The 24,036-nt window shown below is 38.5% G+C and carries 18 protein-coding genes and 1 tRNA gene; 9 read left to right on the forward strand and 10 right to left on the reverse strand.

All coding sequences use genetic code 11. From position 1 onward, the window contains the following. Positions 1-8 precede the first annotated feature (8 nt). Positions 9-2,570, reverse strand: coding sequence for a type I DNA topoisomerase (gene topA / locus LQ201_RS06545; protein ID WP_230140350.1), 2,562 nt, complete (start codon positions 2,568-2,570; stop codon positions 9-11). Between the two features lie 567 nt (positions 2,571-3,137). Between topA and LQ201_RS06550 the strand changes: the two genes are divergently transcribed. Beyond that, positions 3,138-3,650 (forward strand): glutathione peroxidase, encoded by a 513-nt coding sequence (locus LQ201_RS06550; protein WP_131031023.1) that lies wholly within the window; start codon positions 3,138-3,140, stop codon positions 3,648-3,650. A gap of 71 nt (positions 3,651-3,721) precedes the next feature. Here LQ201_RS06550 and aqpZ read toward each other — a convergent pair whose 3' ends face one another. From aqpZ to LQ201_RS06565, 3 genes are all read right to left on the reverse strand, one after another. Further along, positions 3,722-4,429, reverse strand: a complete 708-nt coding sequence (gene aqpZ / locus LQ201_RS06555; protein ID WP_230140352.1) for an aquaporin Z — start codon at positions 4,427-4,429, stop codon at positions 3,722-3,724. A 352-nt stretch (positions 4,430-4,781) separates the two neighbouring features. After that, positions 4,782-5,618: an MBL fold metallo-hydrolase gene (locus LQ201_RS06560; protein ID WP_230140354.1), complete on the reverse strand. Its 837-nt coding sequence runs from the start codon at positions 5,616-5,618 to the stop codon at positions 4,782-4,784. A gap of 47 nt (positions 5,619-5,665) precedes the next feature. Continuing rightward, the gene (locus LQ201_RS06565) at positions 5,666-6,109 is read right to left on the reverse strand and encodes a MarR family winged helix-turn-helix transcriptional regulator (RefSeq protein WP_131031026.1); all 444 of its coding nucleotides are present in this window, start codon (positions 6,107-6,109) and stop codon (positions 5,666-5,668) included. A 170-nt stretch (positions 6,110-6,279) separates the two neighbouring features. On the opposite strand from LQ201_RS06565, the gene LQ201_RS06570 reads away from it, so the two are divergent. Continuing rightward, the gene (locus tag LQ201_RS06570; protein WP_083505475.1) at positions 6,280-7,509 is read left to right on the forward strand and encodes an MFS transporter; all 1,230 of its coding nucleotides are present in this window, start codon (positions 6,280-6,282) and stop codon (positions 7,507-7,509) included. Positions 7,510-7,948: 439 nt separating this feature from the next. On the opposite strand, the gene LQ201_RS06575 is transcribed toward LQ201_RS06570, so the two are convergent. Next, positions 7,949-8,965 carry a LacI family DNA-binding transcriptional regulator gene (locus LQ201_RS06575; protein ID WP_256449156.1) on the reverse strand — a complete coding sequence of 339 codons (1,017 nt, stop codon included), beginning with the start codon at positions 8,963-8,965 and terminating at the stop codon, positions 7,949-7,951. Positions 8,966-9,314: 349 nt separating this feature from the next. Between LQ201_RS06575 and LQ201_RS06580 the strand changes: the two genes are divergently transcribed. The 5 genes from LQ201_RS06580 to LQ201_RS06600 all read left to right on the forward strand — a co-directional run bounded on the left by LQ201_RS06580 (position 9,315) and on the right by LQ201_RS06600 (position 14,401). Then, positions 9,315-11,144, forward strand: coding sequence for a glycoside hydrolase family 2 protein (locus tag LQ201_RS06580; RefSeq protein WP_230140358.1), 1,830 nt, complete (start codon positions 9,315-9,317; stop codon positions 11,142-11,144). An 89-nt stretch (positions 11,145-11,233) separates the two neighbouring features. Beyond that, positions 11,234-12,058, forward strand: a complete 825-nt coding sequence (locus tag LQ201_RS06585) for an SDR family oxidoreductase (protein ID WP_230140359.1) — start codon at positions 11,234-11,236, stop codon at positions 12,056-12,058. A 56-nt stretch (positions 12,059-12,114) separates the two neighbouring features. Continuing rightward, the gene (gene uxuA, locus LQ201_RS06590) at positions 12,115-13,278 is read left to right on the forward strand and encodes a mannonate dehydratase (protein WP_230140361.1); all 1,164 of its coding nucleotides are present in this window, start codon (positions 12,115-12,117) and stop codon (positions 13,276-13,278) included. A gap of 584 nt (positions 13,279-13,862) precedes the next feature. After that, positions 13,863-14,096: a hypothetical protein gene (locus LQ201_RS06595; RefSeq protein WP_230140363.1), complete on the forward strand. Its 234-nt coding sequence runs from the start codon at positions 13,863-13,865 to the stop codon at positions 14,094-14,096. A gap of 231 nt (positions 14,097-14,327) precedes the next feature. Beyond that, positions 14,328-14,401: transfer RNA gene (locus LQ201_RS06600), tRNA-Arg, on the forward strand. Between the two features lie 323 nt (positions 14,402-14,724). Here the strand turns inward: LQ201_RS06600 and LQ201_RS06605 are convergent. The 5 genes from LQ201_RS06605 to LQ201_RS06625 form a co-directional block, all read right to left on the reverse strand. Beyond that, positions 14,725-15,366 carry a hypothetical protein gene (locus tag LQ201_RS06605; protein WP_230140365.1) on the reverse strand — a complete coding sequence of 214 codons (642 nt, stop codon included), beginning with the start codon at positions 15,364-15,366 and terminating at the stop codon, positions 14,725-14,727. Continuing rightward, positions 15,359-15,862 (reverse strand): hypothetical protein, encoded by a 504-nt coding sequence (locus LQ201_RS06610; RefSeq protein WP_230140367.1) that lies wholly within the window; start codon positions 15,860-15,862, stop codon positions 15,359-15,361. Before LQ201_RS06610 ends, LQ201_RS06605 begins: the two co-directional genes overlap by 8 nt. A gap of 116 nt (positions 15,863-15,978) precedes the next feature. Then, positions 15,979-16,554 carry a RusA family crossover junction endodeoxyribonuclease gene (locus tag LQ201_RS06615; protein ID WP_230140369.1) on the reverse strand — a complete coding sequence of 192 codons (576 nt, stop codon included), beginning with the start codon at positions 16,552-16,554 and terminating at the stop codon, positions 15,979-15,981. A 25-nt stretch (positions 16,555-16,579) separates the two neighbouring features. Next, a complete protein-coding gene (locus LQ201_RS06620; RefSeq protein ID WP_230140372.1) occupies positions 16,580-17,335 on the reverse strand; it encodes an abortive infection family protein in 756 nt (251 codons plus the stop codon). Positions 17,336-17,821: 486 nt separating this feature from the next. Then, complete coding sequence (locus tag LQ201_RS06625; protein ID WP_230140374.1) at positions 17,822-19,714, reverse strand: ATP-binding protein; 1,893 nt, start codon at positions 19,712-19,714, stop codon at positions 17,822-17,824. 361 nt (positions 19,715-20,075) lie between these two features. Between LQ201_RS06625 and LQ201_RS06630 the strand changes: the two genes are divergently transcribed. Together LQ201_RS06630 and LQ201_RS06635 are read left to right on the forward strand one after the other, a co-directional pair. Continuing rightward, positions 20,076-20,774, forward strand: a complete 699-nt coding sequence (locus LQ201_RS06630) for a DUF1826 domain-containing protein (protein ID WP_230140376.1) — start codon at positions 20,076-20,078, stop codon at positions 20,772-20,774. Positions 20,775-21,007: 233 nt separating this feature from the next. Beyond that, positions 21,008-23,824, forward strand: coding sequence for a TIM-barrel domain-containing protein (locus LQ201_RS06635; protein ID WP_305800045.1), 2,817 nt, complete (start codon positions 21,008-21,010; stop codon positions 23,822-23,824). Positions 23,825-24,036 lie beyond the last annotated feature (212 nt).

Consider the following 24,036-nt stretch of genomic DNA (forward strand, 5'->3'; position numbering starts at 1 on the left):
ATCCTGGCCTATTTTTTCTTCCCTACAGCCTTTTTAGCAGGAGCTTTTTTCTTTGCCGGTGCTTTTTTCTTCGTTTCGAAAGCATTAGGCACCTGCTCTACAATCATTTTCTTAACCACTTCCAAATCAATATCAACCAATTCTTCCGGCGTATATTTTTGTTTGGTGGCCTCGTTATTCCTCAATTTAAGCATCAGTTTGCCAAAACGGATAAACGGTCCCCAACGGCCGTTTTCGATAGATATTTTTTCAGCATCCCAGGTTTTAATGTATCTGTTAGCCTCTTTTTCTACTTTTTTGCCGATTAAGGTATTAATGTCTTCTTGTGTTAAATTGTCGAAATCGTATCCTTTTGCAGGAATATTGATAAAGAGATCGTTCCATTTGATAAACGGACCAAAGCGGCCTTTGCCCTTTGTTACACCTAAACCTTCGTAATAGGCAATAGGTGCATCATCATCCATTTTCTGGCGGATAATTTCAACTGCTCTTTCATAAGTAACCGATAAAGGCTCCTCGTTTTTAGGAAGTGAAATAAAACTTTCGCCCCATTTAACGTATGGTCCAAAACGGCCAACCCCGATCATTACCTCTTTACCTTCAAAATCAGGCAGGGAGAAAGGAAGTTTAAACAATTCTAAAGCATCATCTAAAGTAATGGTTGCAACAGATTGTGTGCGCATTAAGCTGGCATACCGAGGTTTTTCCTCTTCATCAAGCTCTCCAATTTGAACCAATGGTCCAAATTTACCTACTTTAGTGTATACATTTTTACCAGTAGCAGGGTCTAAACCCAATAAGCGCTCTCCTGTGGCACGCTCTGCAGTTTCAAGCGTTGTTTCTACTTCGGTATGAAATGGATTATAGAATGAGTGCAGCATTTTTGTCCACTCTTGTAAACCTTGGGCAATTTCATCAAATTCTTTCTCCACCTTTGCCGTGAAGTTAAAATCGACAATGCCTTTAAAATGTTCTACCAAGAAATCGTTTACTACTTCACCAATATCGGTAGGGAAGAGTTTTGATTTCTCCGCACCGGTAATTTCTGATTTTATTTCTTTTTTTACCTGTCCATCAGCTAAAATGATAGAAGTAAACTTGCGTTGTTTACCATCTCTATCTTCTTTAATCACATAACCACGGTTTTGTACCGTAGAAATGGTTGGTGCATAAGTAGACGGGCGGCCAATGCCCAGTTCTTCTAGTTTTTTAACTAAACTGGCCTCTGTATATCTTGCTGGCGGACGCGAATAACGCTCGGTTGCCTGCATTTCTTTTAAAAACAGTTCCTGTCCCTTGCTTAACGGAGGTAAAATTGCGCCACCTTCTTTTTCTTCGTTTTCTTCATCATCGGTAGATTCCAGATAAACTTTTAAGAAACCATCAAATTTTAATACCTCACCTTCAGCAACTAAATGTTCTTTTCGGGTTGAGGCGGTAATCTGAGCGGTTGTTTTTTCGAATAATGCTTCACTCATTTGTGAAGCAATAGCGCGTTTCCAGATTAAATCGTACAAGCGTTTTTCGGAAATATCGCCGTCTACACTGTGTCTGTCGAAATAAGTAGGGCGGATGGCTTCGTGAGCCTCCTGGGCACCAGCAGATTTTGTTTTATAAACACGGTGTTGGTGGTATTTATCGCCGTAAGCAGATTTAATTTCAGCAGCAGCTGCGTTTAACGCAGTTTCGGACAAGTTTACAGAGTCTGTTCTCATGTAGGTAATCTTACCTGCTTCGTACAGTCTTTGTGCAACCTGCATGGTTCTGGCTACCGAAAATCCTAATTTTCTGGAAGCTTCTTGTTGTAAGGTTGAAGTGGTAAATGGGGCTGCAGGATTACGTTTAGCCGGCCTTGTTTCCAGACTGGTAATATCGAACCTGGCATTTACACAGTCTTGAAGGAATTTTTCAGCATCAGCCTCATTTTCGAAGCGTTGTGGCAATTCTGCTTTTACTATTTCTTTTCCTTTGCCAGTAGCAAACTGGGCAGTAATTTTATAGGCAGCAGCTGCATTAAAGTTTAAAACTTCTCTTTCTCTATCAACAATTAAACGCACAGCAACTGATTGTACGCGACCTGCAGACAATGATGGCTTTACCTTTTTCCATAAAACAGGAGAAAGTTCAAAGCCCACCAAACGATCTAATACACGACGTGCCTGTTGCGCATTTACCAGGTTGTAATCTATTCCCCGCGGACTGTCGATTGCTTTTAAAATTGCTGGTTTGGTAATTTCATGAAAAACGATGCGTTTTGTTTTCTCCACTTTTAGGCCTAAAGTTTCGAATAAGTGCCACGAAATAGCTTCCCCTTCACGGTCCTCATCGGATGCTAGCCATACCATTTCGGCTTCCTTAGCTAGTTTTTTTAACTCGGCGACAATGTTTTTCTTGTCGGCGGGTACCTCGTATGTCTGCGCAAAATTATTTTTGATATCAATGGCCATGTCACCTTTAACTAAATCGCGGATGTGGCCATAGCTAGATTTTACAAGAAAATCTTTACCTAGGTAGCCTTCTATAGTTTTAGCTTTTGCGGGTGACTCGACGATTAATAAATTTTTGGCCATGAAATACGTTTTTGTGCAAATAAAGCTATAATTAAAGCATAAATCAAAACATGAATAGAATTAAATACAATTTTTTTATTAAATGCAGCGGAAATATGTTGGTTTATAGGGCGATTTTTGTAGGGTTTTAATCTTGTTTTGTTTTTGAAAAACACTACCCATGCTATTAGGCTAGGGTTGGTCCCGCCCCCGTTTCTGCCGATGAAAAATCGGCATCTCACTTCGGTCGGGTTTAGGTGGCTTGGCTAATGCTGCTATTTAGGTTTTAACGGCGTTGTGCCAAGCTGAAGGTACAAAATGGCATCAGGCCTTGTTAATTAAACCCGATAAAGCGGAATAGCCCACAGCGTAGCGAGGACTATAAGCGATAGCGGGGCTGTAAACCGCCAAGAACCACTGCCTTCAATTTTCTAATCAGAAAAGACGCTTATTTAAAGGACGAAATACATGCTTTCATTTTCAATCAAAACCTTAAGCTCTTTAATTATTCAAATCGCATAATTTACAACAACGTTACGTTGACACAACCTATTTGTGCCTATATTCGTATATAAAAATAAAACAACGATGATCAGCACAATTCTAATCCTATTAAACTTATTGGTATCTCCACCAAAAAATGTTTACGATTTCAGCTTTAAAACCATTGATGGTAAAGAAATTAAACTATCGAAATTTAAAGGCAAAAAAATCTTAATTGTTAACACCGCTTCTAAATGTGGTTTTACCCCACAGTACGAAGATTTAGAAAAACTTCAAAAGCAATATGGTAAAAAGGTAGTATTAATTGGTTTCCCTGCGGGTAACTTCGGCGGACAGGAGTTTTCTACCAATGCAGAGATTAAAGAATTTTGTACCGGAAAATACAATGTATCTTTTATGTTGGCAGAGAAAAGCAGTGTTAAAGGTGATGATATCAGTCCATTGTTCAAGTATTTAACTTCTCAAACGAATACGGAAGAGCAAGGTGATATTAAATGGAACTTTGAGAAATTCTTGATTAATGAAAAAGGAGAATTGGTACACCGTTTCCGTTCTAAAACAAAACCTACTGACGAAGCGATTGTTAAAAACTTATAAAGCTTAGCGTTTAGGGGTTAGTGTTTAGGCGCTAAACCCTAAACGCTAACCCTTTAACAATTCCATTTAAATTAGTTTTTCTCCAAAACTGTTTTCCAAACCAAGGCACTGAGCGCCGCACCAATAATGGGTGCTACAATAAATAGCCAAACCTGGCTTAAAGCTTCTCCACCAACCAAAAGTGCAGGGCCAATACTTCTTGCCGGATTTACTGATACACCCGTTACCGGAATGCCCACAATATGGATCAGTGTTAAACTTAAGCCAATTGCAAGTCCTGCAAAGCCGCCGTTGATATTTTTAGTAGAGGTTGAGCCGAAAATCACCAATAAGAAAATAAAGGTGAGTACAACTTCGGCAATAAAACCAGCTGCTAAACTGTAATGTTGTGGAGAAAGTGCTGCAAAACCGTTTTGCCCTAATCCATTTACTGTTAAAGAATATTCTGCTTTCCCTGATGCAATTTGTAGTAAAATAAATGCGCCTGCAATGCCGCCTAATACCTGAGCCACAATGTAATAAGCAGCTTCAGAAATTTTCATCCGGCCGGCAATTACCATTCCGATTGAAATTGCCGGATTAATGTGACAGCCTGAAATGTGCCCAATAGCATAAGCCATAGCCGTAACTGATAAGCCAAAGGCAAAAGATATGCCTAATAAGCCTACGCCGGTTGTGCCATTTGCGCCAGCTATAACCGCGCTGCCACAACCCATTAAAACCAATACGAGCGTGCCTAGAAATTCGGCACTGAATTTAGAAAGTTTACTTGTCTCCATATAATTTATTATTTAAAGGTTAGATGTTATCCGGATGATTGTCAATCGAATATAACTAAAAATTTAGAATATAAAATGGAATAAAATGCTTGTGATTTAGCCTGATTGAATTACGGAATTTTAGACAAGAGAAAGGGGCTTAAATCCATAAGCCCCATTTAAACCAAACAAACTATTTATGAAGTTTATATAAAACCCATATTAGAATAAAATGTTTTGACGAAAATTAAATTATTTACAATTTTTGCGGGTAATTATGCTTTTGCATATTCAATTGCCATTTTTTGCTCAAAATAAGTCCTACTGTAACTAAATTGATAGAAAACGGTAAGCTATTTTTGACTTTAATGTGTTAAAATAGGTTGAGTTGTTCTGGCTGGTACAGGCTAGGGTCGAAATTGTAAACTTCGGGTATGTTTTGAGTATTGCTTACGTAATACAACGCTGTTTCCTCATGCCTTGAAGCTACTTTAACAAAAGTATTGCCGGCAACATTTTTAAAGAGATTTTCAACCAGCTCCGGGTCGTTATTATCTTTTGATAAGTGGCTCAATAATAAATGACTCATGTATGGGGCTTTATGGTTGATGAAAAGCTCCAGCGCCTGTGTATTGCTTAAATGACCGTGGCCACTTGTAATCCTCCGCTTCAAAAAATAAGGATATCGGCCATTTTTCAGCATCTCTGCATCGTAATTGGCTTCTAAGAAAGCGGCATGACAGTTTTTGAAATGGGCAATTAAACGATCGCACACCGAGCCAATATCTGTAAAGACACCCACTCTTACCTCGTTGCATTCAACAGTAAAACTATAAGGATCAGCTGCATCATGAAATTTAGAAAAGGCGGAGATCTTTAAGTCGCCAATTTGAATATGTTGTAAATGGCTTAATGAAAAGGTATTGTTTGCATCCAAAACCAGCCGACTGCTTTTTAGGGTAGCTGTGCTAATGTAAACCGGGAGTTTATGTTTTTTAGCAAATACCGCCAGCCCTTTAATGTGGTCGCTATGTTCGTGTGAGATAAAAATGGCCTTTACTTTACTGATTGATAAACCTAAACGGTTCATCCGTGTTTCGACCTCTTTACAGGTTAGACCAACATCAACCAAAATTGCTTCATTATCGTTACCTACATAGTAACAATTGCCATTACTGCCCGAATTTATTGATGTAAAATATAGTGCCATTTTTCAGCCTGCAAGATAAGGCTTATTTGGCGAAGGAAAAAGGAAAACTATACTCTTGCGCCATTGTGTTCTACCAAACGCGAAAGGAGGGGTAGAAAAGCCTGAATCAAGTTGATTTCTTCTGAGGAGAAGATTTTTTCCATGGTTTGTGCCAGCCATTCTTCTTTTATTTTTCTGCTGGCAATAATGTGTTTTTCGCCAAGCTTGGTTAAGCCGATAAAAACCTTTCGTTTATCCTCTTTACTTGGAAATCGTTCCACACATTTGGCGTCGAACAAGCGGTTGATGATCTGTGAAATAGCTTGTTTTGATACCCTTTCCATGTCTGCCAGCTCTGTAGATAACATTTTGCCATGTTGTTCGAGCAGCGACATCGTTAACAGTTCGGCGTTGCTAAAGTCTGAACTTACGTTCTGTTTGCGTAGCTGCCTGGTTAAGCGGGTAACTGTGCTTCTTAGTTTTGCGGCTATATCTTGTGTTTGAGTAGGCATCTTAATGGTAAATAAACTTTACAAATATAAGCTTTTAATTTTGTAGGTAAACTAATGTGAGTCTTTGTTTTGTTTGAATTGTGATTCTGTAATGATAAAACTTTCTGTTTTTGGTTTTTTGATCCGAGTTTAGTTTTGTACTTTTGTAAAGTTACTTTACTATTTTAAACATGAGTATTTTTCGTTCACTAAGGCATTACAATTACAGGTTATTTTTTACAGGTCAGGCTATTTCACTAATCGGCACATGGATGCAGCGTGTAGCCATCAGCTGGTTGGTATATCGTTTAACAGGATCGGCCTTTTTACTTGGACTGATTACTTTTTTGAGTTTAATCCCTTCACTGGTACTCGCACCGTATGCTGGGAGCTATGTGGATAGACATAACAAGTATAAGATATTGGTGATTACCCAGGTGATCCTGATGCTGCAGGCTGGTGCCCTGGCTTTGATGATCTGGTTTAAAGTATATGATATGTTCTGGATTGCAGCACTTTCGCTGGTTCAGGGCCTGGTGAATGCTTTTGATGTTACTGCCCGTCAATCGTTAATGGTAAATTTAATTGATGATAAAGAAGATTTACCAAATGCCATTGCGCTCAATTCTTCCATGTTTAATGCAGCCAGGTTAATCGGCCCGGCACTGGCAGGGGTAATTTTGAGTACTTTGGGTGAAGATATCTGCTTCCTGATCAATTTTGTGAGCTTTATTGCTGTACTGGGCTGTATGGTGATGATGAAGCTTAAACTCACCGCACATCAAAAATCAAAAGAAAATATCTGGATCGACCTGAAAAAAGGTTACGATTATCTTAAATCATCGCCAGATTTGGCATCTATGGTATTAATGATGGCTGCATCGAGTTTATTGGTAATCCCTTTCACTACTTTATTGCCTGTTTTTGCCAAAGATATTTTTAACGGAAATGCCACAACATTTGGCTGGTTTGAAAGTGCAGCAGGATTTGGCGCATTCTTCGGCGCCATTTATATGGCTACATTAAAAGTGAAGCAAAACCTACAGAAAATTGTAATGATGTCGGGTATTTTGCTGGCCATTTCGGTTGTGGCGCTGGCTATATCACCATCGCTTGTTCTGGCTTTAATCTGTACCGGTTTAGCTGCTCTAGGTCTAATGGCTCAAACCTCATCCATCAATACTTATCTGCAGACCCATGCCGATGATGCAATGAGGGGAAGGACTTTAAGTTATTATATCATGGCTTATCAGGGGGTATTGCCAATCGGCAGCTTGCTGATGGGCTATTTGGCGCATCTTTTTGGTACTCAAACTGTAGTTGCTTTTGAAGGTGTTGCGGGCTTGCTGATTGTAGCTGCGTTTGTGTACAATGAAAAGCACAGGAATCAATTGAACAGTAGTGCAATGTCGTTAAATTAATAGGCGCATCTTTTTGGTACCCAAACTGTAGTTGCTTTTGAAGGTGTTGCGGGTTTGTTGATCGTTGCTGCGTTTGTGTACAATGAAAAACACAGGAATCAATTGAACAGTAGTGCAATGTCATTAAATTAATAGGCGCATCTTTTTGGTACCCAAACTGTAGTTGCTTTTGAAGGTGTTGCGGGTTTGTTGATTGTTGCTGCGTTTGTGTACAATGAAAAACACAGGAATCAATTGAACAGTAGTGCAATGTCATTAAATTAATATGCCATCTGGATTTTTTTAATTTGGGTACGAGTGGTCGTCACCCTGTCCCGAAACTTCGGGATCAGGGTCTTAATAGATAAATAAAGATGCTGATCCCGAACATTCGGGACAGCATGACGATCGAGTAGATACAACATTGCGCGCCAAACGCTAAACGCCATGCGCCAAACGCTTACCCATGCACGATCAGCTTACAATCCACCATTAATTTTTGGTAATCATGAAGATCAATTTCTTTGTTGATCAATTGTATCAATAGTTTAATTGCATTTTCACCTACTGATTCGGGGTTTTCTTCAATAGAGGCAATAGGTGGTGAATCGAGATAGCTGATGAAAGAAGTGTTCCCGAATCCTACGTATTCAATTTTGTCAAAGTCAGGGTGGTTTATCGATTTCAGGTATTTCATCGCATCGAACATAATAGGTTCTTTAAAAGCCACGAGCGCAGTAGGCATATTTTCTGGGTTGGCAAATAAGTTCTTAATTGCTGAGATCGTATTTTCTTTATCGAAATCGGTATAAGCAACCAATTCTGATGAAAAAGGAACCTGATTATCATTTAAAGCATTGATGTAGCCATTAAAGCGATCGTGCGTAAAATTAATCATTTTTGGACCGCCCAAATAAGCAATCTTTTTATGCCCCCTGTCTATTAAAAACTTTGTCGCCTGATAACAGCCCTGAAAAGTATTGCCCAAAACTTTATGGCAACTTAGGTTAAAACTCGGGTTTCGGGCATAATACACTACCGGTGTGCCCATGTTTTCGAACTGGTCTAAATGCGAAAAATCCTGTGTGTGTTTTGAAATAGCCACAATTAAACCATCAACCCGGCTCCGCAACAACATATTTGCAGATTGGATTTCTTTTTTCAGGTCATCGTGAGATTGGCTGATGATCACATTATATCCATTTTGTGTGGCAAATTGCTCTACGCCATAAATACTTCTGGTAAAATAGTGATCCAAAAGATTGGGTAAGATAATACCAATAATGTGCGATTTCTTTTCCTTTAAATTAATAGCCGATTTATTGGGTGTAAAATGCAAATCGCGGGCCATTTCCTGGACACGTTGTTTCGTGTACTCGTTTATGGTTGGATAGTTATTAAGGGCTTTTGATACTGTTGATACTGACATTTTTAACTTTTCAGCCAAGAATTTTAGTGTAACAGGGGTATTATTCATTATCTTTTCCAATCTCAGTGCATAGTTAAGAAAAAAACACAATTATTTCAAACGTTTGAAATGTTGTTTCAGTGGATTTTACTGCGTTTTGGCCTATTTTAAAACGTTTAATTTTTTAAGCTTTTCTAAATTCGTGATCACTAGCACAAACTATCCAAATAAACATGATGAAATCATTACCTGCTCCCAGCAAATGCTGTCAAAAACCTAACATAGGCTTTTGGGGCAAATTCTTCGTTATTAATGAAAAACTAAATTTTGCTCAAATTTAGGAGGGTAGTGGAAACACCGTCTGTTAATTAATTGTTAGTTTTGAAACGATCAATTAATTAATATTAAAACTTAAGTTATGCTAAAAACAACCTATAGCGTATTTTTAATCTGCTTTTCGCTCCTTTCATCAATCAGTTACGGTCAGGTTACCGCTATACAAAATATTCAGGGCCGAAAAATCCAGAGCCTTAATGGTAAATGGAATTATATTGTTGATCCTTACGAAAATGGTTATTACGATTATCGTCACGATCCGTTCGATCAGTCGAAAACCGGAACCGGAGGTTATTACGACGATAAAATTCAGAAAGACAAGTCAGAACTGATCGAGTATGATTTCGATCATTCGCCACAAATGAATGTTCCTGGCGATTGGAACTCGCAATCGGAAAAATTAGAACTTTACGAAGGCAATGTTTGGCTGCGCAAAAAGTTTGATGCAAAACCAGAAAAAGGGAAAAAATACTTCGTGTATTTCGGTGCAGTAAATTACGAAGCCCATGTTTACCTAAACGGTAAAAAACTGGGGGTACACAAGGGTGGTTTTACACCTTTCCAGTTCGACGTAACCAACAACTTAAAAGTTGGCGAAAATTCAATTGTGCTTAAAGTTGATAATATCCGTAAACAGGATGAAATTCCAACTGTAAATACCGATTGGTGGAATTATGGGGGCATTACACGTGATGTTTTTTTAGCCGAATTTCCTGAACATTTTATCAGTGATTATAAACTTCAGCTCGTTAAAGGAAACAATAACCTGTTAAATTTTTCGGTAAAACTTGCTGATGCGACTGCTGGACAGGAAATTACGCTTTCTATTCCAGAGCTGAAGCTGGAAAAGAAATACAAAACAGATAGCGAAGGTAAAATAGCAGATGAATTTACCTGGAATAATTTAAGCCTATGGTCGCCAGAAGCACCAAAACTATATGCCGTAAACATTAAAACCGATAAAGAAAATATCAACGATAAAATTGGTTTCAGAACCATTCAGGTTGATGGCGATAGCATCCTGTTAAATGGTAAATCTGTTTTTTTAAGAGGAATCTCACTACATGACGAAAACCCGCTTATAGCTGGTCGTTTACGCTCAGAAGGCGATATGCGCATGATGTTGCAGTGGGCAAAAGATATGAACTGTAACTACGTTCGCCTGGCGCATTACCCGCATAACGAAGAAATGATTCGCCTTGCCGATGAAATGGGACTATTGGTTTGGGCTGAAGTTCCTGTTTACTGGACCATCAGCTGGACAAATCCGGCAACCTATGCCAATGCAAAAAAGCAATTGACTGATTTAATCGTACGTGATAAAAACAGGGCAAGTGTGATTGTTTGGTCTATTGGTAACGAAACCCCGTTAAGTGATGCCCGTTTGAGTTTTATGAGCAATCTGGCAGAAACTGCCCGCTCGTTAGATGATACCCGTTTAGTGGCTGCTGCTTTAGAAGTACACCGCGAAGGAAACAATATCATTTTAAACGATCCCCTGGGCGAAAAAATCGATCTGGTAAGTTTTAATGAATATGCTGGCTGGTACTGGGGAGGTAATCCATCCGAAATTACCAAATACAATTTTGATATAAAATATAAAAAGCCTGTGGTAATTACTGAATTTGGAGGTGATGCTTTGGGCGGTTTCCACGCTGATGAAAATACACGTTGGAGCGAAGAATACCAAGAGGCGTTGTATAAAAATCAGATCGCTATGTTAAGTAAAATTGGCGCTTTGAGAGGCATGACACCATGGATTTTAACCGATTTCAGATCACCAAGAAGACAGCATCCAATTTATCAGAATTTCTGGAACCGTAAAGGCTTGATCAGCGAAACAGGTAAGAAAAAGAAAGCCTTCTTCGTGCTGAAAGATTTTTACGACCAGATGCAGGTCAAATACAAATAAAATATGAACAGCTTACAGAAAACTAGTTTTGATTTTAAAATTATGCTTTTGATAGCGCTGTTAAATAAACTTAAAAAAGAACTAAACAAATGGTAAAAGAAGTAGAAAGCCTGTTTTCGCTGAAAAACAAGGTTGTAGTAGTTACAGGTGCTACAGGTGTTTTGGGCGAGGCTTTTGTAAATGGATTATGCGCAGCTGGTGCTGTAATCGTTGTTATAGGAAGAAATGAAGCGGCTGCCAAACAAAGGGTTGCTGATGTAACAAACGCAGGAGGAAAAGCTATTTATATTATTGCCGATGTATTGGATGAGCAGAATCTGCTTAATGCGAATGAAATCATTATCAAAGAATTTGGTCGCATAGATGCGCTGATTAATGCAGCAGGTGGAAATGTGGCGGAAGCCGTTATTCAGCCCGGAAGTGACATTTTTGATCTTAATATTCCAGCCTTAAAACAAGCATTTGACCTCAATTTATTTGGAACTATTTTGCCTACACAGATTTTCGGTAAAGAAATTGCGAAAAATGGGGGCAGTATTGTGAATATTTCATCAGTTTCTGCTAGCCAGGCCATTACACGCGTATTGGGTTACTCATTGGCCAAAACATCTATTGATTGTTATACCAAATGGATGGCTGTTGAATTAGCTAATCGTTATCAGGATAAAATCAGGATAAATGCCATTGTACCCGGCTTTTTTATTACTAACCAGAACAGGGCATTATTAACCAACGAAGATGGTTCTTTAACCGCAAGAGGGCAGGCCATCATTGCTAAAACGCCCTTTAAACGGTTTGGAGCGCCAGAAGAATTGATTGGCGCTTTAGTATATTTGCTAAGTGATGCCTCTAAATTTGTAAATGGACAGAATGTTACAGTGGATGGGGGATTTACCGCATTTTCTGGCGTTTAGATATCAGTACAATCACATAATCAGTGTAATCTTAAAATCTGTGTAATCACACATATATGAAAAAATTAGAACAAACCTGGCGTTGGTATGGTCCGAACGATCCAGTTAGCCTACAAGATGTTAAACAAGCAGGCGCTACGGGCGTTGTAACTGCACTGCATCATATTCCACATGGTGAAGTTTGGCCATTACATGATATTCAGGAAAGAAAAGCCATTATCGAGGCAGCAGGTTTAACCTGGTCGGTGGTTGAGAGTGTTCCCGTACACGAAGCGATTAAAACGCGTAGGGCAGATGCCGGGCAGTATATCGAAAACTATAAAACCTCTTTGCGTAACCTATCGGCCTGCGGAATTAAGACTGTGTGCTATAACTTTATGCCAGTTTTAGATTGGACCCGTACACAATTGGATCTGGAAATGACCGATGGATCGAAAGCCCTTTATTTTAACTGGATCGATCTGGCCATTTTTGATCTTTATATTTTGAAAAGAGAAGGTGCAGAAGCAGATTATTCACAATCTATTTTAGATAGGGCTGCAGCTAAAAATGCAACTTTAACGGAGCAGGATTTAGTTGATCTTCGTATTAATGTATTAATGGGCATCCCGACCGAAAAAGAAATCGAGCTGGAAACTTTGCGCAATAGCATCAATGAATATAAAGTCATTGGAAGACAGGGCTTAAAAGAAAATTTGAAATTTTTCCTGTTATCTATTGCTGAGGTTTGTACAGAAGAAGGTATTAAAATGACCATTCATCCTGACGATCCTCCTTATGCTATTTTAGGTTTGCCAAGAATTGCGAGTACGCTCGAAGATTTTAATTATATTATTAAAGAAGTAGATCAGGCTTTTAACGGTGTTTGTTTCTGTACAGGCTCTTTAGGTGCCGGAATGGGGAATAATGCTTTAGAGATCTTCAATGCGGTTAAAGAGCGTGTTTACTTTGCACATTTGCGTAACGTTAAAAAAGATGAGGACGGTAGTTTTTACGAAGCAGATCATTTAGGTGGTGATGTGAACATGTACGAAATCATGAAAGCCTTATCAGAAGAAAATGCACTGCGCGATAAATCAATTCCTTTCCGCCCAGATCATGGCCACCAAATGTTGGATGATTTGGCTAAAGTAACTAATCCGGGTTATTCTGCAATTGGCAGATTAAGAGGGTTGGCCGAATTAAGAGGCTTAGAAATAGGCGTTACAGGGAATTACTAATTTGGATCGTCATTGCGAGAAGGAACGACGAAGCAATCTCATTAATTGTCTTTCTTCGTTTTGTCATCCTGAGTGGTAATTTGTTTTATGAAAATCAATTTGAGTGACGTACAATTGTTTTCTTTTTCCATACACCAGGGGCTTGCCTCGGCTCGCCGCCGCCGAAGGGCTCTTTCTTTTTGGCATCAAAAAGAAACAAAAAATGCCGGCTGAAAATTTTTCTTTTGAAGGCAGTTGTACGGCTAGAACAGTGCAGTCCGAAAAATTTGTTAGGCCGGATTTAAGTGGAACGGGGATATGGTGCTGTGGCCCAGCTGGGTGGAAATGTATAGTGTCGCAAATATCTTATCAGTAGGTAATTGCAAAATAACGTTGATGATAACGTAGTGAAAGGATCTTTTAGCGTTAATTTATCACAAATGCGCACAAATAAACATTGTTTTATTTGTGCGCATTTTTTGTAATAGCCGGGCTTGTATTCGCTTATCGCCTAACGCCAACCCTTATTCTTTACAAATACACACCAATTCCCGAAATTTTAACTCACCTTTGCTTGTGGCTTGAAATTTGAGTCTCTTAAAATTATGGAAAACAGCAATAACCCCAAGAAGAAGATCTTAACGCCTTCTGTTGTACATGATGATTTACCTGAGGTTAAGAAGCCTGAGCATTTACGGAAGGTGCCGCTAAATCACGACAGTGGATTGCCAGAAAATCCTGAAAGAAATTATCACCATGAAGAATTAAAGAGTGTAACCGCGGGTCACGACAAAATTCGGCATGCCGATGATGATATTTGGAACGGAGAAGACGCGTAATTTAGATTTGATCATGTTTTTTTGAGTGCTCGCTCTGTACTTTTGATATAGAATAGGGTGAAAAACAACTTTTTTTATGGGGTACAGTCAAATTTATTCCGTCCAAATTTAATTTTAATTGCTTCGTTCTTAAACACTTATTTGAAATAGAAAAAGCAGCTTCTAAATAGTTTAAAATATATTTTTACATATTAAATAGAACTTCTATATTTGCAGCTCATTAAAAAATGAGCCTCGGTAGCTCAGCTGGATAGAGCGTCGGTTTTCTAAACCGAGGGTCAGGGGTTCGAGTCCCTTCCGGGGTACATTTAAAGGTCTTTAGTTATGCTAAAGGCCTTTTTTTATGTCTATCTGATTTCCCTTTATCAAAAATTAAGTATTTCTAATATGATTTTGGCGCACTTTCTTAGCTTATCTAAACCTCGGCTACTTTGTAAATCTGTGTTTTCCTGTATCATAGTGGTATTTATTTAAATATGGCATAAATAGTCTGTGCGATGGCTATATGAGCGTTTATGCCGGAATTTCTTGAAAATGTGTTGAGGGGAGGAGGTTAATTGGTGCTAAAGTTAGATAGATACTCTCTTCCTTACTTCTTTATATCCAGTTCATAGTCTATTTCTCTCTTTTAAGGGGATGGTTTTAGTTTTGGATATCCGTCTTTGGGTTTTAAAGGTGAGCCGCCAACTCCATGCTTTATAAGCAAACACTTTTTATCAAAAGACGCTAAACTGATATTTGTCATTTCCGAGCTTTGTAACTGTAGATTAGCAAGTTCTACCAAGGCGTTAGCAGAAGGGATGCCTTTGAAACGTTGTTCAAAATATAATGAGTTTGTATGAGCCTGAGCAACTTCGAGTATGAGACTATCAAGATGGTTCTTCATTGATTGTTCAGCTTCAACTTTTGAAACTCTCTCAACAAGAGTGGAAGTAGCAGACATTAAAGCACCTTTAATAAAATCTGGAGTAGCAAGGACTTTATAGGCGATATCTACATCAGATCCAATTAGATCAAGGTTCTCGATTTGCTTTTTGTATTCGTCAATCAAGCCATTGAGATCTTGATTAGCAAACTGTATAGAATCAGCCTCGTTTGAAATTGCGTTAATTTCCTTAGCCTTAATCTCTTTTAATATCTTCCGGTTTGAGACTTGTAAGATAGCATTTGACTTCTCTATCGATGACTGAATCTGTTTATATGAATCTACAAATGGTGACCTGCATCCTACCATTAGAAAGATCAGTACAATTAACTTCTTATTATTCATTTGTATGTGATTTTAGTTTTAACCACTCGTTAAAGTACCTGATTACTGTCTCATCAATATTGATTCTGTCCACTCCATCAATATACCATTGTACTCCGTCACTTATTAAATCACTCTTGGCATAATACAGAAAGTAGAACTCCTGAAGTGATTTCTCATAATCAAGTTCAAGGTAAAGATCTCTAAGCTCAGTAAGAACTGTTACTGATTCTAGCGTACCATCAAGGCACATCTGTATAAGGTAATTGACATAATTCCATACAGTTTGGAGTTTATCAGAGAAGTCCAAGCCCAATTCATTAAGTGCTTTTATAGTCAAGATTTGCATTTCAAAGTAATCGAATGGCTCACCCATACCTGCCAAAATAATAAGGTGTTCAGTATCATAGCCATTCATTAGCATTTCAACTGCCCAATCAGACCAAGTTCTGTTAAAGTCACGATCTAATGCTTTATAAGCTAAAACCCTTATTGTAGAACTTGGTAATGGACGCATTCTAGAGATAGTAGTGTTTTACAATAGTTCCTTTAAACATATTGGGAGGAGAAGCCTAAATTAGTATAATAGTTATATAGATACACAATATAATCTTGCTCTATGATATTAAATTCTTATTCCCATTTGGATGTCCCATAAAGCTTTATATCGCCCAACAGACCCGCTCTCTCATCTGTAATTTTCGTTATAGCAATTAGAATACTATTAAGTTTCATCTCGTGTATAAACTTTTTAGATAGAAGAGTAGATACCTGCGAGTCGTCATCAAATGCTATCCCGTTCAATCCATCTAATACACATTTGGCTAGATTATCTACATCAACTTCTTTAAACCTGCGTTCTAATGTTGAGATAGTTATTATAACCTCCACTAAATTTGGTTTTTTTATTTTGTTTTCGTCATTAAAAACACTAGCAGCTACTTTCCTTATCTCCTCAGTAAATGTTTTTATTGATTGGCTATCTTCTTTTTTGGAATACAATCCTGTGACGGGTAATTCCACTCCATCCTCAAACACCTCTACAGCATCAACTGGTTTAAAAGCATCTTGCTTTGTTGGTACTTGGTTTCCACCATAAAGGCCAAATAAAGTATCCACCTTTGGATTTAAGTAAAATGTAACTATTCCGTTTTCGTCCGTAAGTTCCTTTATTTCATTTTCTATTTCAGACCTTCTCTTTTTATTCATATAGCAATAGCATTTTAAATGTTAATTAAAATGGTAAGTCATCATCAATAACACTTGTTATCATTCCAGCCTTACTTACACTTTGTAAAAATAACCCTACCGTTGCAACGCTATTCACAATAAAGTGAGCATAGACAGAATCAGTAATTAAAACTTCATCGTCTGTCTGCCCGTGAAAATTCGTTTTGGTACTTCTCAAGGTTTCAATTGCTTGGCAAATTGTAATCAATGAGTTGCCTATAGTTTTAATTTCTTTAGGCTGCTGTTCATTCATCAACTTAAGTTCTTTTACTACCATTATAGCCAAGTGATATAGAGTCTCCTTTCCGCTTAATTTAGCTTGAATACGAGGTGCCTGTAAGATCGTTTTGATCAAGCTCTCTAAAGTGGAATTGCAGAGGCCAATTGCAACACTGGGATCATCTTCAACTTGTTTAATCGCTTTACAGAAAGTGTCGTATGCGGTATTTGCAACTCCTTTTAATTCATTCTTGAATGTAGGGATTGAGGGAATGTAGTCAGGTGTTTCGACTCCCATATCTATGGCAACTTTAAGAAGAATGTCACCAGGCATATTATGCAAGGTTTGTAATAAGTCTATGTCCTTGCTCGGCTTAAATGCAATCTCAAAGTTCTGCCAGTTCCAATTTTCATCAGTTTGCTGCCACTTTTTTATATAGAAGTTCACTTCCCTGTAAGTTGGATAAACTTCCCATAGGGCATCACTAACTTGTTTAGCGAGCTTCATTTGATATCGAGGTGAGATAACAATTTCGTCCATCCTGAGGTTAATTTGAGGTAACAAAGGTATAAGAATCAACGATGATTGCAAGAGGGACGATCGATCTTATCCATATCCAAGATTTCGTTAGTTGCCTATTCCCAAAGAGGAAGAACCGTAACGTGGATATTAGAAAGGTCTAGTTGTCGATGTTGTGTTTACAAGATCAGGAGTACCGGTGCATTCCCCTATGTACCTTATAAAACAGGAGCATTAACTAGTAGCTGATGCCGCCTCTAACAAACTGCAAGTACAACCTAATCCTACCATTCGCACAATTTCCAATCATTGGGGTTAATAAAACAGGAAAGTGAGTAAAAATGTGCCTTCCAAAAAGTATTACACAATAGCTTAATTAAGCCTAACTAAACTTCAACACTAAGTATGCCAAGCACTAGAGAAAGTAAAATAGTAATAACAACAAAGTAGTGCATTTTAAGAACGCCTCCATTCAAACTAGCTTATTTAGTTAATAAACAAAAGTAATTAAACAGACTCCCTAGGCTTTGATTGTTGTATATAAAGCATTCTATTATGAAGTTCAACTTTGGATGAGCTATCGATTGCTGCTTTTGCACTTTCCATTTTATCAAATTCAATGTAAGCAAAACCTCTAATAAATTTACCTTTAAAATGGCGAGGGATTTTAACTGAAACCACATCCCCAAACTGGGTAAACAGATTACTCAATTCCTCTTCATTTGTGTCGAACGGAATGTTGGAAATATAAATTCTTGCATAATCAGAAGAGTCTAACAATTCTGGTTTCACACTTTCATCGTCCCTATCTTTGGTTTTTGGCGATTTAATGATGCTTTTTACCGAAGTTTTACTTGATGTTTTACTAAGTCCTTTAAACGAAGTCGGAATTACAATTTGAAATTGTTTAAGCTGTTTTTGACTAGTGTGAGATTTCCAAGCTAAGTTTTTAGCCTCCATTCGTTTAACTGTTCTTTTTAAAACACCTATCTGCATTAGCGATTCAATTAGCTGTCTGTACTTATCCGTATCAACAATTCCTACCGCCTCCCAAATCTCGTCAACCGAAAATAACTTCCCATTAGTACCTAAACGTACGACTGTTTTCTGTTCTCTGGTAAGGTTGACTTGATCAAAGTTATCAAGCCATAATTTCTCTTCTTTAGTGAAAATATGTTTTTGAGATAAGAGGACTTTGAATGATTTGTTTTTGGACTCTAATTTTGGCGCTTGAAGATCGTTAGTTTTCATCAAATCAAAAATTCTTCTTATCCCTTCACCTAGCTCTCTCATATATCCAATCTCCCTAAGGGCTTTGGCAATATTCGAGTTTCTTGATTGATGACTTCCATCTAGGCTTTCCAAATCAGATATTTTAACAGCTGATAACAACTCCCCTGGACTTTGAATTTCAAGTCTATCGTTAAAAACATAAACTTCTATCCCACGTCCTTCAATACTATAGTCTCTATGAGCAATAGCATTTATTAAAGCTTCTCGACATGCTAATTCAGGATATATAATCTGTGTTTTAAATAATGCTTGTTTTAGAAATCTTGTTTCGGTTAAATGTGGACGAATGATTTCCCAACTTGACTCAATCAGTTTAACAATATTATCAGTTATCTCTTCATCGAAAATAACATTGAAGTCTTCACCGCTTTTAAGAACATTGTCAGCTACTTTGATAACACGAACTTGGAGCCTAGGGTGCCACTTACTTGGGTTTTTTGCAAAAAGCAACAATGCAGCTCTTTTTAGCTTTAATTCTGTTCCGTTAAACTCAGCAATATCAATGTGTTGTAAAAATTTCTCTGGTGTTACTTTAATCGATAGCTGAGTGGTTATCTGCTGTATTAAATCTATATCGATATCTCCCATATCAGCACGATCAACAAATTGACGATCGTATTCTCTTGACGCAGCTTCTTCTCTCGTAAACAAAATTTCCTCAGCAGAGATTGGGACGGATTCCAAATCTTTCCGCTGAATACATCTACCATCCGAGGTCAGATAAACATATTCATTACCCTTAGGAATAGAAAAATATAGAATCTTCTTACCGTTAAATTCGGTAAAAGTCGCTTTATAATTCGGCAAAGGGGTGTCTTTGTGTACGTTGTTTTTTGGTGCATTGACTAATATATCTAATTTGTCATTTGAATAGCTTAATCCAGTAACAATACCAGTATCTTCAACACCAACTAGTAACTCTCCTCCGTCAGCATTCGCGAAAGCTACCATTGTTCTCGAAATATCATCACATATATCTTTTACAGGACGATTTTCTTTCTTATCTGGAGGGCCTTGTAATGCGCTCTTAAATTCTCTATAGTGACTTTCACCAAGCTCGAGAGCTATTTCTAATCTTTCTTGTAATCTTAAAATTGATACGTCCATAATGCAATTAATTTGTCTCACGAACTCAAAAGATCTTTGTGAGATAGTGTTAAATTTAGTTTGGCTAAAATATAGATTATTTTATATTTCACGATGTCAATCTCATTAAATTAGATGTATTCATCATTTGTCGCGCACCAACCGCAAACTGAGAAAATGTGTGAGAATCGACAGTTACAGAGCAACGGGTTTCGATCTACGTTTTAACACAAACGACTGGCCAGGTGTTGGGAGTATCCCTAACAAGCAAAAATGATACACTGATCAACCATGATTTTTGAAAATAGATTTCATTTTCAATTATCCACTCAGCTATTCCTTACTTTTGCAGGCAATAACGGCTAAATAGCTTAATTAAGAAATGGATAATAGATTTTCTAACAGCAAGCAGGTTGCGGTGGTTTCCACTTTTTCTCATCTTTTAAATACGAATTTTAAGGGAGATATAAACGCTGTTTGCTGGCAGAGAGACCTGGTTGGCGACTTTAAGGAAATTGTATCCAAACTTGAACTGAAAGCAGATCTCACGGAAGTTTCTATGGAAGAGCTCCATGCGCTTAAGCTATCGGAACAAGGTAGTATGGCAAGGGATATTATCTCAAGTGATTTTCAGTTATTGGCAGATTCCGGAGCATCGCCTTCGCTCAATTTAATCAAAAGTTATGAGCGGGATGAGGAACTCGGTTTCATTTCAACAGATGTATATTCATTCCATGTAGACCGTTCTCCCGTCGGTACAGATACTTTTTTATGTACCTATTATGGTGCGGCCAGTGAAATCTTAGCTAATCATCAGGCAGAACAAAAAATCCTGGTCCCTGAAATCCGACAAAAGCTCAAAGAACTACATAACGGTCCGGAATCGGAATTTGAAAACTTTTTGATGGAGCATTATTTTGACCTGCATTACCAGGCCAAAGCTGATGCAAGGCCCATTAATTTGGGATTGGGTCATTTATGGAGGTTGGCAGTAGATTATCCTGATAAACAGGTTTTACCATGCGTGCACCGGGCACCCAACGAAAAAGACGGTGAGTATAGATTGCTGCTGATCTGCTAATCTTAAATTTTTTAATATAAACCTATTAATCGGCTGTTAATCAGGTAGCTTATATCAATTTAATTATCTGTAGAGCAATCTTTCTGCTTAAAAAATACCCCTCAAAAAGTTTCGTAGTTAACATTTCTGCTTACTAATTTAACATTACTGCTCTGTGGTCATGATATGGCATTGTAGTTTTGCATCATAAAAACATACCACCATATTCTAACCAATTAATTCTTTGTTCCGTTATGAAACGATTCTCTTTCTTTATTATATTGTTATTTGCTGCTGGGAGACTGCTTGCCGCTGAAGCTGTTGAGACGCTGGAGAATGGGATGAAGGTCCACCCCAAGGGGGGAGCTGCCAAAACTATTGAAATAAATGTGATCAACAGCCGGATTGTTAGGGTACAGGCTTCACCCGAAAGCACTATTCCCCAGGTTACAAGCCTTTGTGTAGTAGCCGGATTGACTCCGACAGTACCTTTCAAAGTAACAGAGAATGTGGAATTTGCCCAACTCTCTACCCAGGAGCTTACCGTCAAGGTTTCCCTTGTTACAGGTAAGGTTTCATTTACTGATAAATTTGGGAAAGTAGTGCTGCAGGAGGCAAAAAGAAGTTTTAGCCCTATTAATGTCGAAAACGATAAAGGATATACCATGCAACAGGTCTTCTCGGGTACCCCGGGTGAGGCCATTTATGGGCTCGGGCAGCATCAGTCTGACGATTTTAACTATAAACATAAAAGCGAAGACCTCTTCCAGTACAATACGAAGGTGGCTGTGCCATTCATTATGTCTACAAACAACTATGGTGTATTGTGGGATAATTATTCGCAGAGCAAATACGGCGATCCCCGGGATTATAAAGACCTGAATCAGTTCACCCTCTTTAATAAACAAGGCAAAAAAGGTTTTCTTACCGCTACATATAATCAAAAAAATAACGCGCCTATTATCCGTCAGGAGTCGGCAATCGATTATGAAAACCTCACAACTGTGAAGAAATTTCCTGCAGATTTTGATTTTAACAACGGTTCTGTAGTCTGGGAAGGAGAAATTCTTGCCAACCAAACTGATATTTACAAGTTTAGTCTTTATTATGCAGGTTACACCAAAGTATGGCTTGATGGAAAATTGGTAGTACCGGAGCGTTGGAGAACTTCATGGAACCCGAATACTTATCGGTTTCCTTTCTCCTTAACAAAGGGAAAACGCACCAAAATAAGACTGGAGTGGAAACCTGATGGAGGTGTTTCCTATGTTGGTCTTAAAGCACTTTCATCGTCTCCGATAGAAAAAAATGGCAATATATCCTTTTGGTCAGAAATGGGCGATAAGATGGATTATTATTTCGTGGCCGGTAAAAACATGGACGAAGTAATCAGTGGTTACCGCACGCTGACCGGCAAGGCGAGCATTATGCCCAAATGGGCAATGGGTTTTTGGCAGAGCCGCGAGCGTTACAAAACCCAGGATGAGCTATTAAATGTGGTAAGTGAATACCGGAAACGTCAGATTCCGCTTGATAATATCGTGCTTGATTGGAATTATTGGCCCGAAAATGCCTGGGGAAGCCATCAGTTTGACCTGAAACGGTTTCCTGATGCCAAAGGAATGGTAGACTCGGTGCATAAAGAAAATGCAAATATCATGATATCGGTATGGCCAAAATTCTATGCTACAACAGATCATTTTAAACAATTTAAGCAAAAAGGATGGATGTATATGCAGGCGGTGCAGGATAGTGTACGCGATTGGATAGGCCCGGGTTATGTTGGATCTTTCTACGATGCCTATAGCCCCGATGCGCAAAAACTTTTTTGGAAACAGATGAAAGAAAACCTTTACGTAAAAGGATTCGATGCCTGGTGGATGGACGCTTCCGAGCCCAACATTCGCGATTGTACCGATATGGAGTACCGAAAGAAACTATGTGGGCCTACTGCGCTGGGTTCTTCTACAAAATACTTTAATGCATATGCACTGATGAACGCCAACGCTATTTATAATGGGCAGCGTGAAGCAGATAATAACAAACGGGTATTTTTGTTAACGCGATCTGGTTTTGCGGGTTTACAAAGGTATTCTACCGCTACCTGGAGTGGCGATATCGCATCAAGATGGGAAGACCTAAAAGCGCAGATTCCTGCCGGGCTTAATTTTGCGATGTCGGGTATTCCGTTCTGGACAATGGATATTGGTGGCTTCTGCGTGGAGAAACGTTATGGAGATGGCCAGCTTATTTTTGACGAGACAGGCAATGAGAATGCCGACCTGAAAGAATGGCGTGAATTAAATCTACGTTGGTTCCAGTTTGGGGCATTTTGCCCGCTGTTCCGCAGTCATGGCCAGTTTCCTTACCGCGAAATTTATAACCTTGCTCCAGAAGGCCATCCGGTTTACAAAAGCCTGGTTTATTACGATGAACTCCGCTACCGCTTAATGCCTTACATCTATTCGTTGGCAGGAATGGCGTATCATAAAGATTATACCCTGATGAGATCGCTCGCAATGGATTATACTGCTGATAAACAAACCTACGGTGTAAGTGACCAGTTTCTTTTGGGTTCAGGCTTGATGGTTTGCCCTGTTTATAGTTATAAAGCGCGTAGCCGCGAAGTTTATTTTCCGGCAGGAAACCGCTGGTATGATTTCTATACAGGTAAACAAATTGAAGGCGGCCAAAAGTTGAATATAGAAGCACCGCTTGAGCGTATTCCTCTTTTTGTTCCTGCAGGTACTATTTTGCCTGTTGGTGATGTGATGCAATATACTTCAGAAAAGAAAGCTGATGATATTGAGATCAGGGTTTATAAAGGAAAAGATGGCAAGTTCAGTTTATATGAAGACGAGGGCAATAACTATAATTACGAAAAGGGTGCATTTTCAACGATCAATTTTGAGTACAACCATGCTGCTGGTACGCTAACAATCAGCAATCTCGAGGGGGCTTACGAAGGGATGTTAACCAAAAGGATTTTTAGAGTGGTTGCCATCGGTAATTCAACTGCACCGGCTAAAGTTGTTCAATACAACGGTGCTAAAACGGTAGTGAAACTCTGAAGACTTGATTAATAAGCAAATGCGTTTCCATAATTTTTGTTTAAATCCATGTTCAAACCTAGCAGATTAGCAGCATTGGTACCTCATTTTGAGCTGAATTGAGCTAAATTGAGCTAATTAAGACCGCTATTGAGCTAAAATGAGCCGTTAAAGTCGTGGCAGGTAGTATAAGTGCTGGGCCGCTTGTGGCGCCCTGCTTAAGGGCAGCATAA

It is taken from the genome of Pedobacter sp. Bi126, assembly GCF_918698245.1.
Lineage (GTDB): Bacteria > Bacteroidota > Bacteroidia > Sphingobacteriales > Sphingobacteriaceae > Pedobacter.

What these genes read in the sequence shown, in the direction of transcription:
- topA (WP_230140350.1), bottom strand. Translation starts at nt 2,570, where the DNA reads ATGGCCAAAAATTTATTAATCGTCGAGTCACCCGCAAAAGCTAAAACT.
- LQ201_RS06550 (WP_131031023.1), top strand. Translation starts at nt 3,138, where the DNA reads ATGATCAGCACAATTCTAATCCTATTAAACTTATTGGTATCTCCACCA.
- aqpZ (WP_230140352.1), bottom strand. Translation starts at nt 4,429, where the DNA reads ATGGAGACAAGTAAACTTTCTAAATTCAGTGCCGAATTTCTAGGCACG.
- LQ201_RS06560 (WP_230140354.1), bottom strand. Translation starts at nt 5,618, where the DNA reads ATGGCACTATATTTTACATCAATAAATTCGGGCAGTAATGGCAATTGT.
- LQ201_RS06565 (WP_131031026.1), bottom strand. Translation starts at nt 6,109, where the DNA reads ATGCCTACTCAAACACAAGATATAGCCGCAAAACTAAGAAGCACAGTT.
- LQ201_RS06570 (WP_083505475.1), top strand. Translation starts at nt 6,280, where the DNA reads ATGAGTATTTTTCGTTCACTAAGGCATTACAATTACAGGTTATTTTTT.
- LQ201_RS06575 (WP_256449156.1), bottom strand. Translation starts at nt 8,965, where the DNA reads ATGAATAATACCCCTGTTACACTAAAATTCTTGGCTGAAAAGTTAAAA.
- LQ201_RS06580 (WP_230140358.1), top strand. Translation starts at nt 9,315, where the DNA reads ATGCTAAAAACAACCTATAGCGTATTTTTAATCTGCTTTTCGCTCCTT.
- LQ201_RS06585 (WP_230140359.1), top strand. Translation starts at nt 11,234, where the DNA reads ATGGTAAAAGAAGTAGAAAGCCTGTTTTCGCTGAAAAACAAGGTTGTA.
- uxuA (WP_230140361.1), top strand. Translation starts at nt 12,115, where the DNA reads ATGAAAAAATTAGAACAAACCTGGCGTTGGTATGGTCCGAACGATCCA.
- LQ201_RS06595 (WP_230140363.1), top strand. Translation starts at nt 13,863, where the DNA reads ATGGAAAACAGCAATAACCCCAAGAAGAAGATCTTAACGCCTTCTGTT.
- LQ201_RS06605 (WP_230140365.1), bottom strand. Translation starts at nt 15,366, where the DNA reads ATGAATAATAAGAAGTTAATTGTACTGATCTTTCTAATGGTAGGATGC.
- LQ201_RS06610 (WP_230140367.1), bottom strand. Translation starts at nt 15,862, where the DNA reads ATGCGTCCATTACCAAGTTCTACAATAAGGGTTTTAGCTTATAAAGCA.
- LQ201_RS06615 (WP_230140369.1), bottom strand. Translation starts at nt 16,554, where the DNA reads ATGAATAAAAAGAGAAGGTCTGAAATAGAAAATGAAATAAAGGAACTT.
- LQ201_RS06620 (WP_230140372.1), bottom strand. Translation starts at nt 17,335, where the DNA reads ATGGACGAAATTGTTATCTCACCTCGATATCAAATGAAGCTCGCTAAA.
- LQ201_RS06625 (WP_230140374.1), bottom strand. Translation starts at nt 19,714, where the DNA reads ATGGACGTATCAATTTTAAGATTACAAGAAAGATTAGAAATAGCTCTC.
- LQ201_RS06630 (WP_230140376.1), top strand. Translation starts at nt 20,076, where the DNA reads ATGGATAATAGATTTTCTAACAGCAAGCAGGTTGCGGTGGTTTCCACT.
- LQ201_RS06635 (WP_305800045.1), top strand. Translation starts at nt 21,008, where the DNA reads ATGAAACGATTCTCTTTCTTTATTATATTGTTATTTGCTGCTGGGAGA.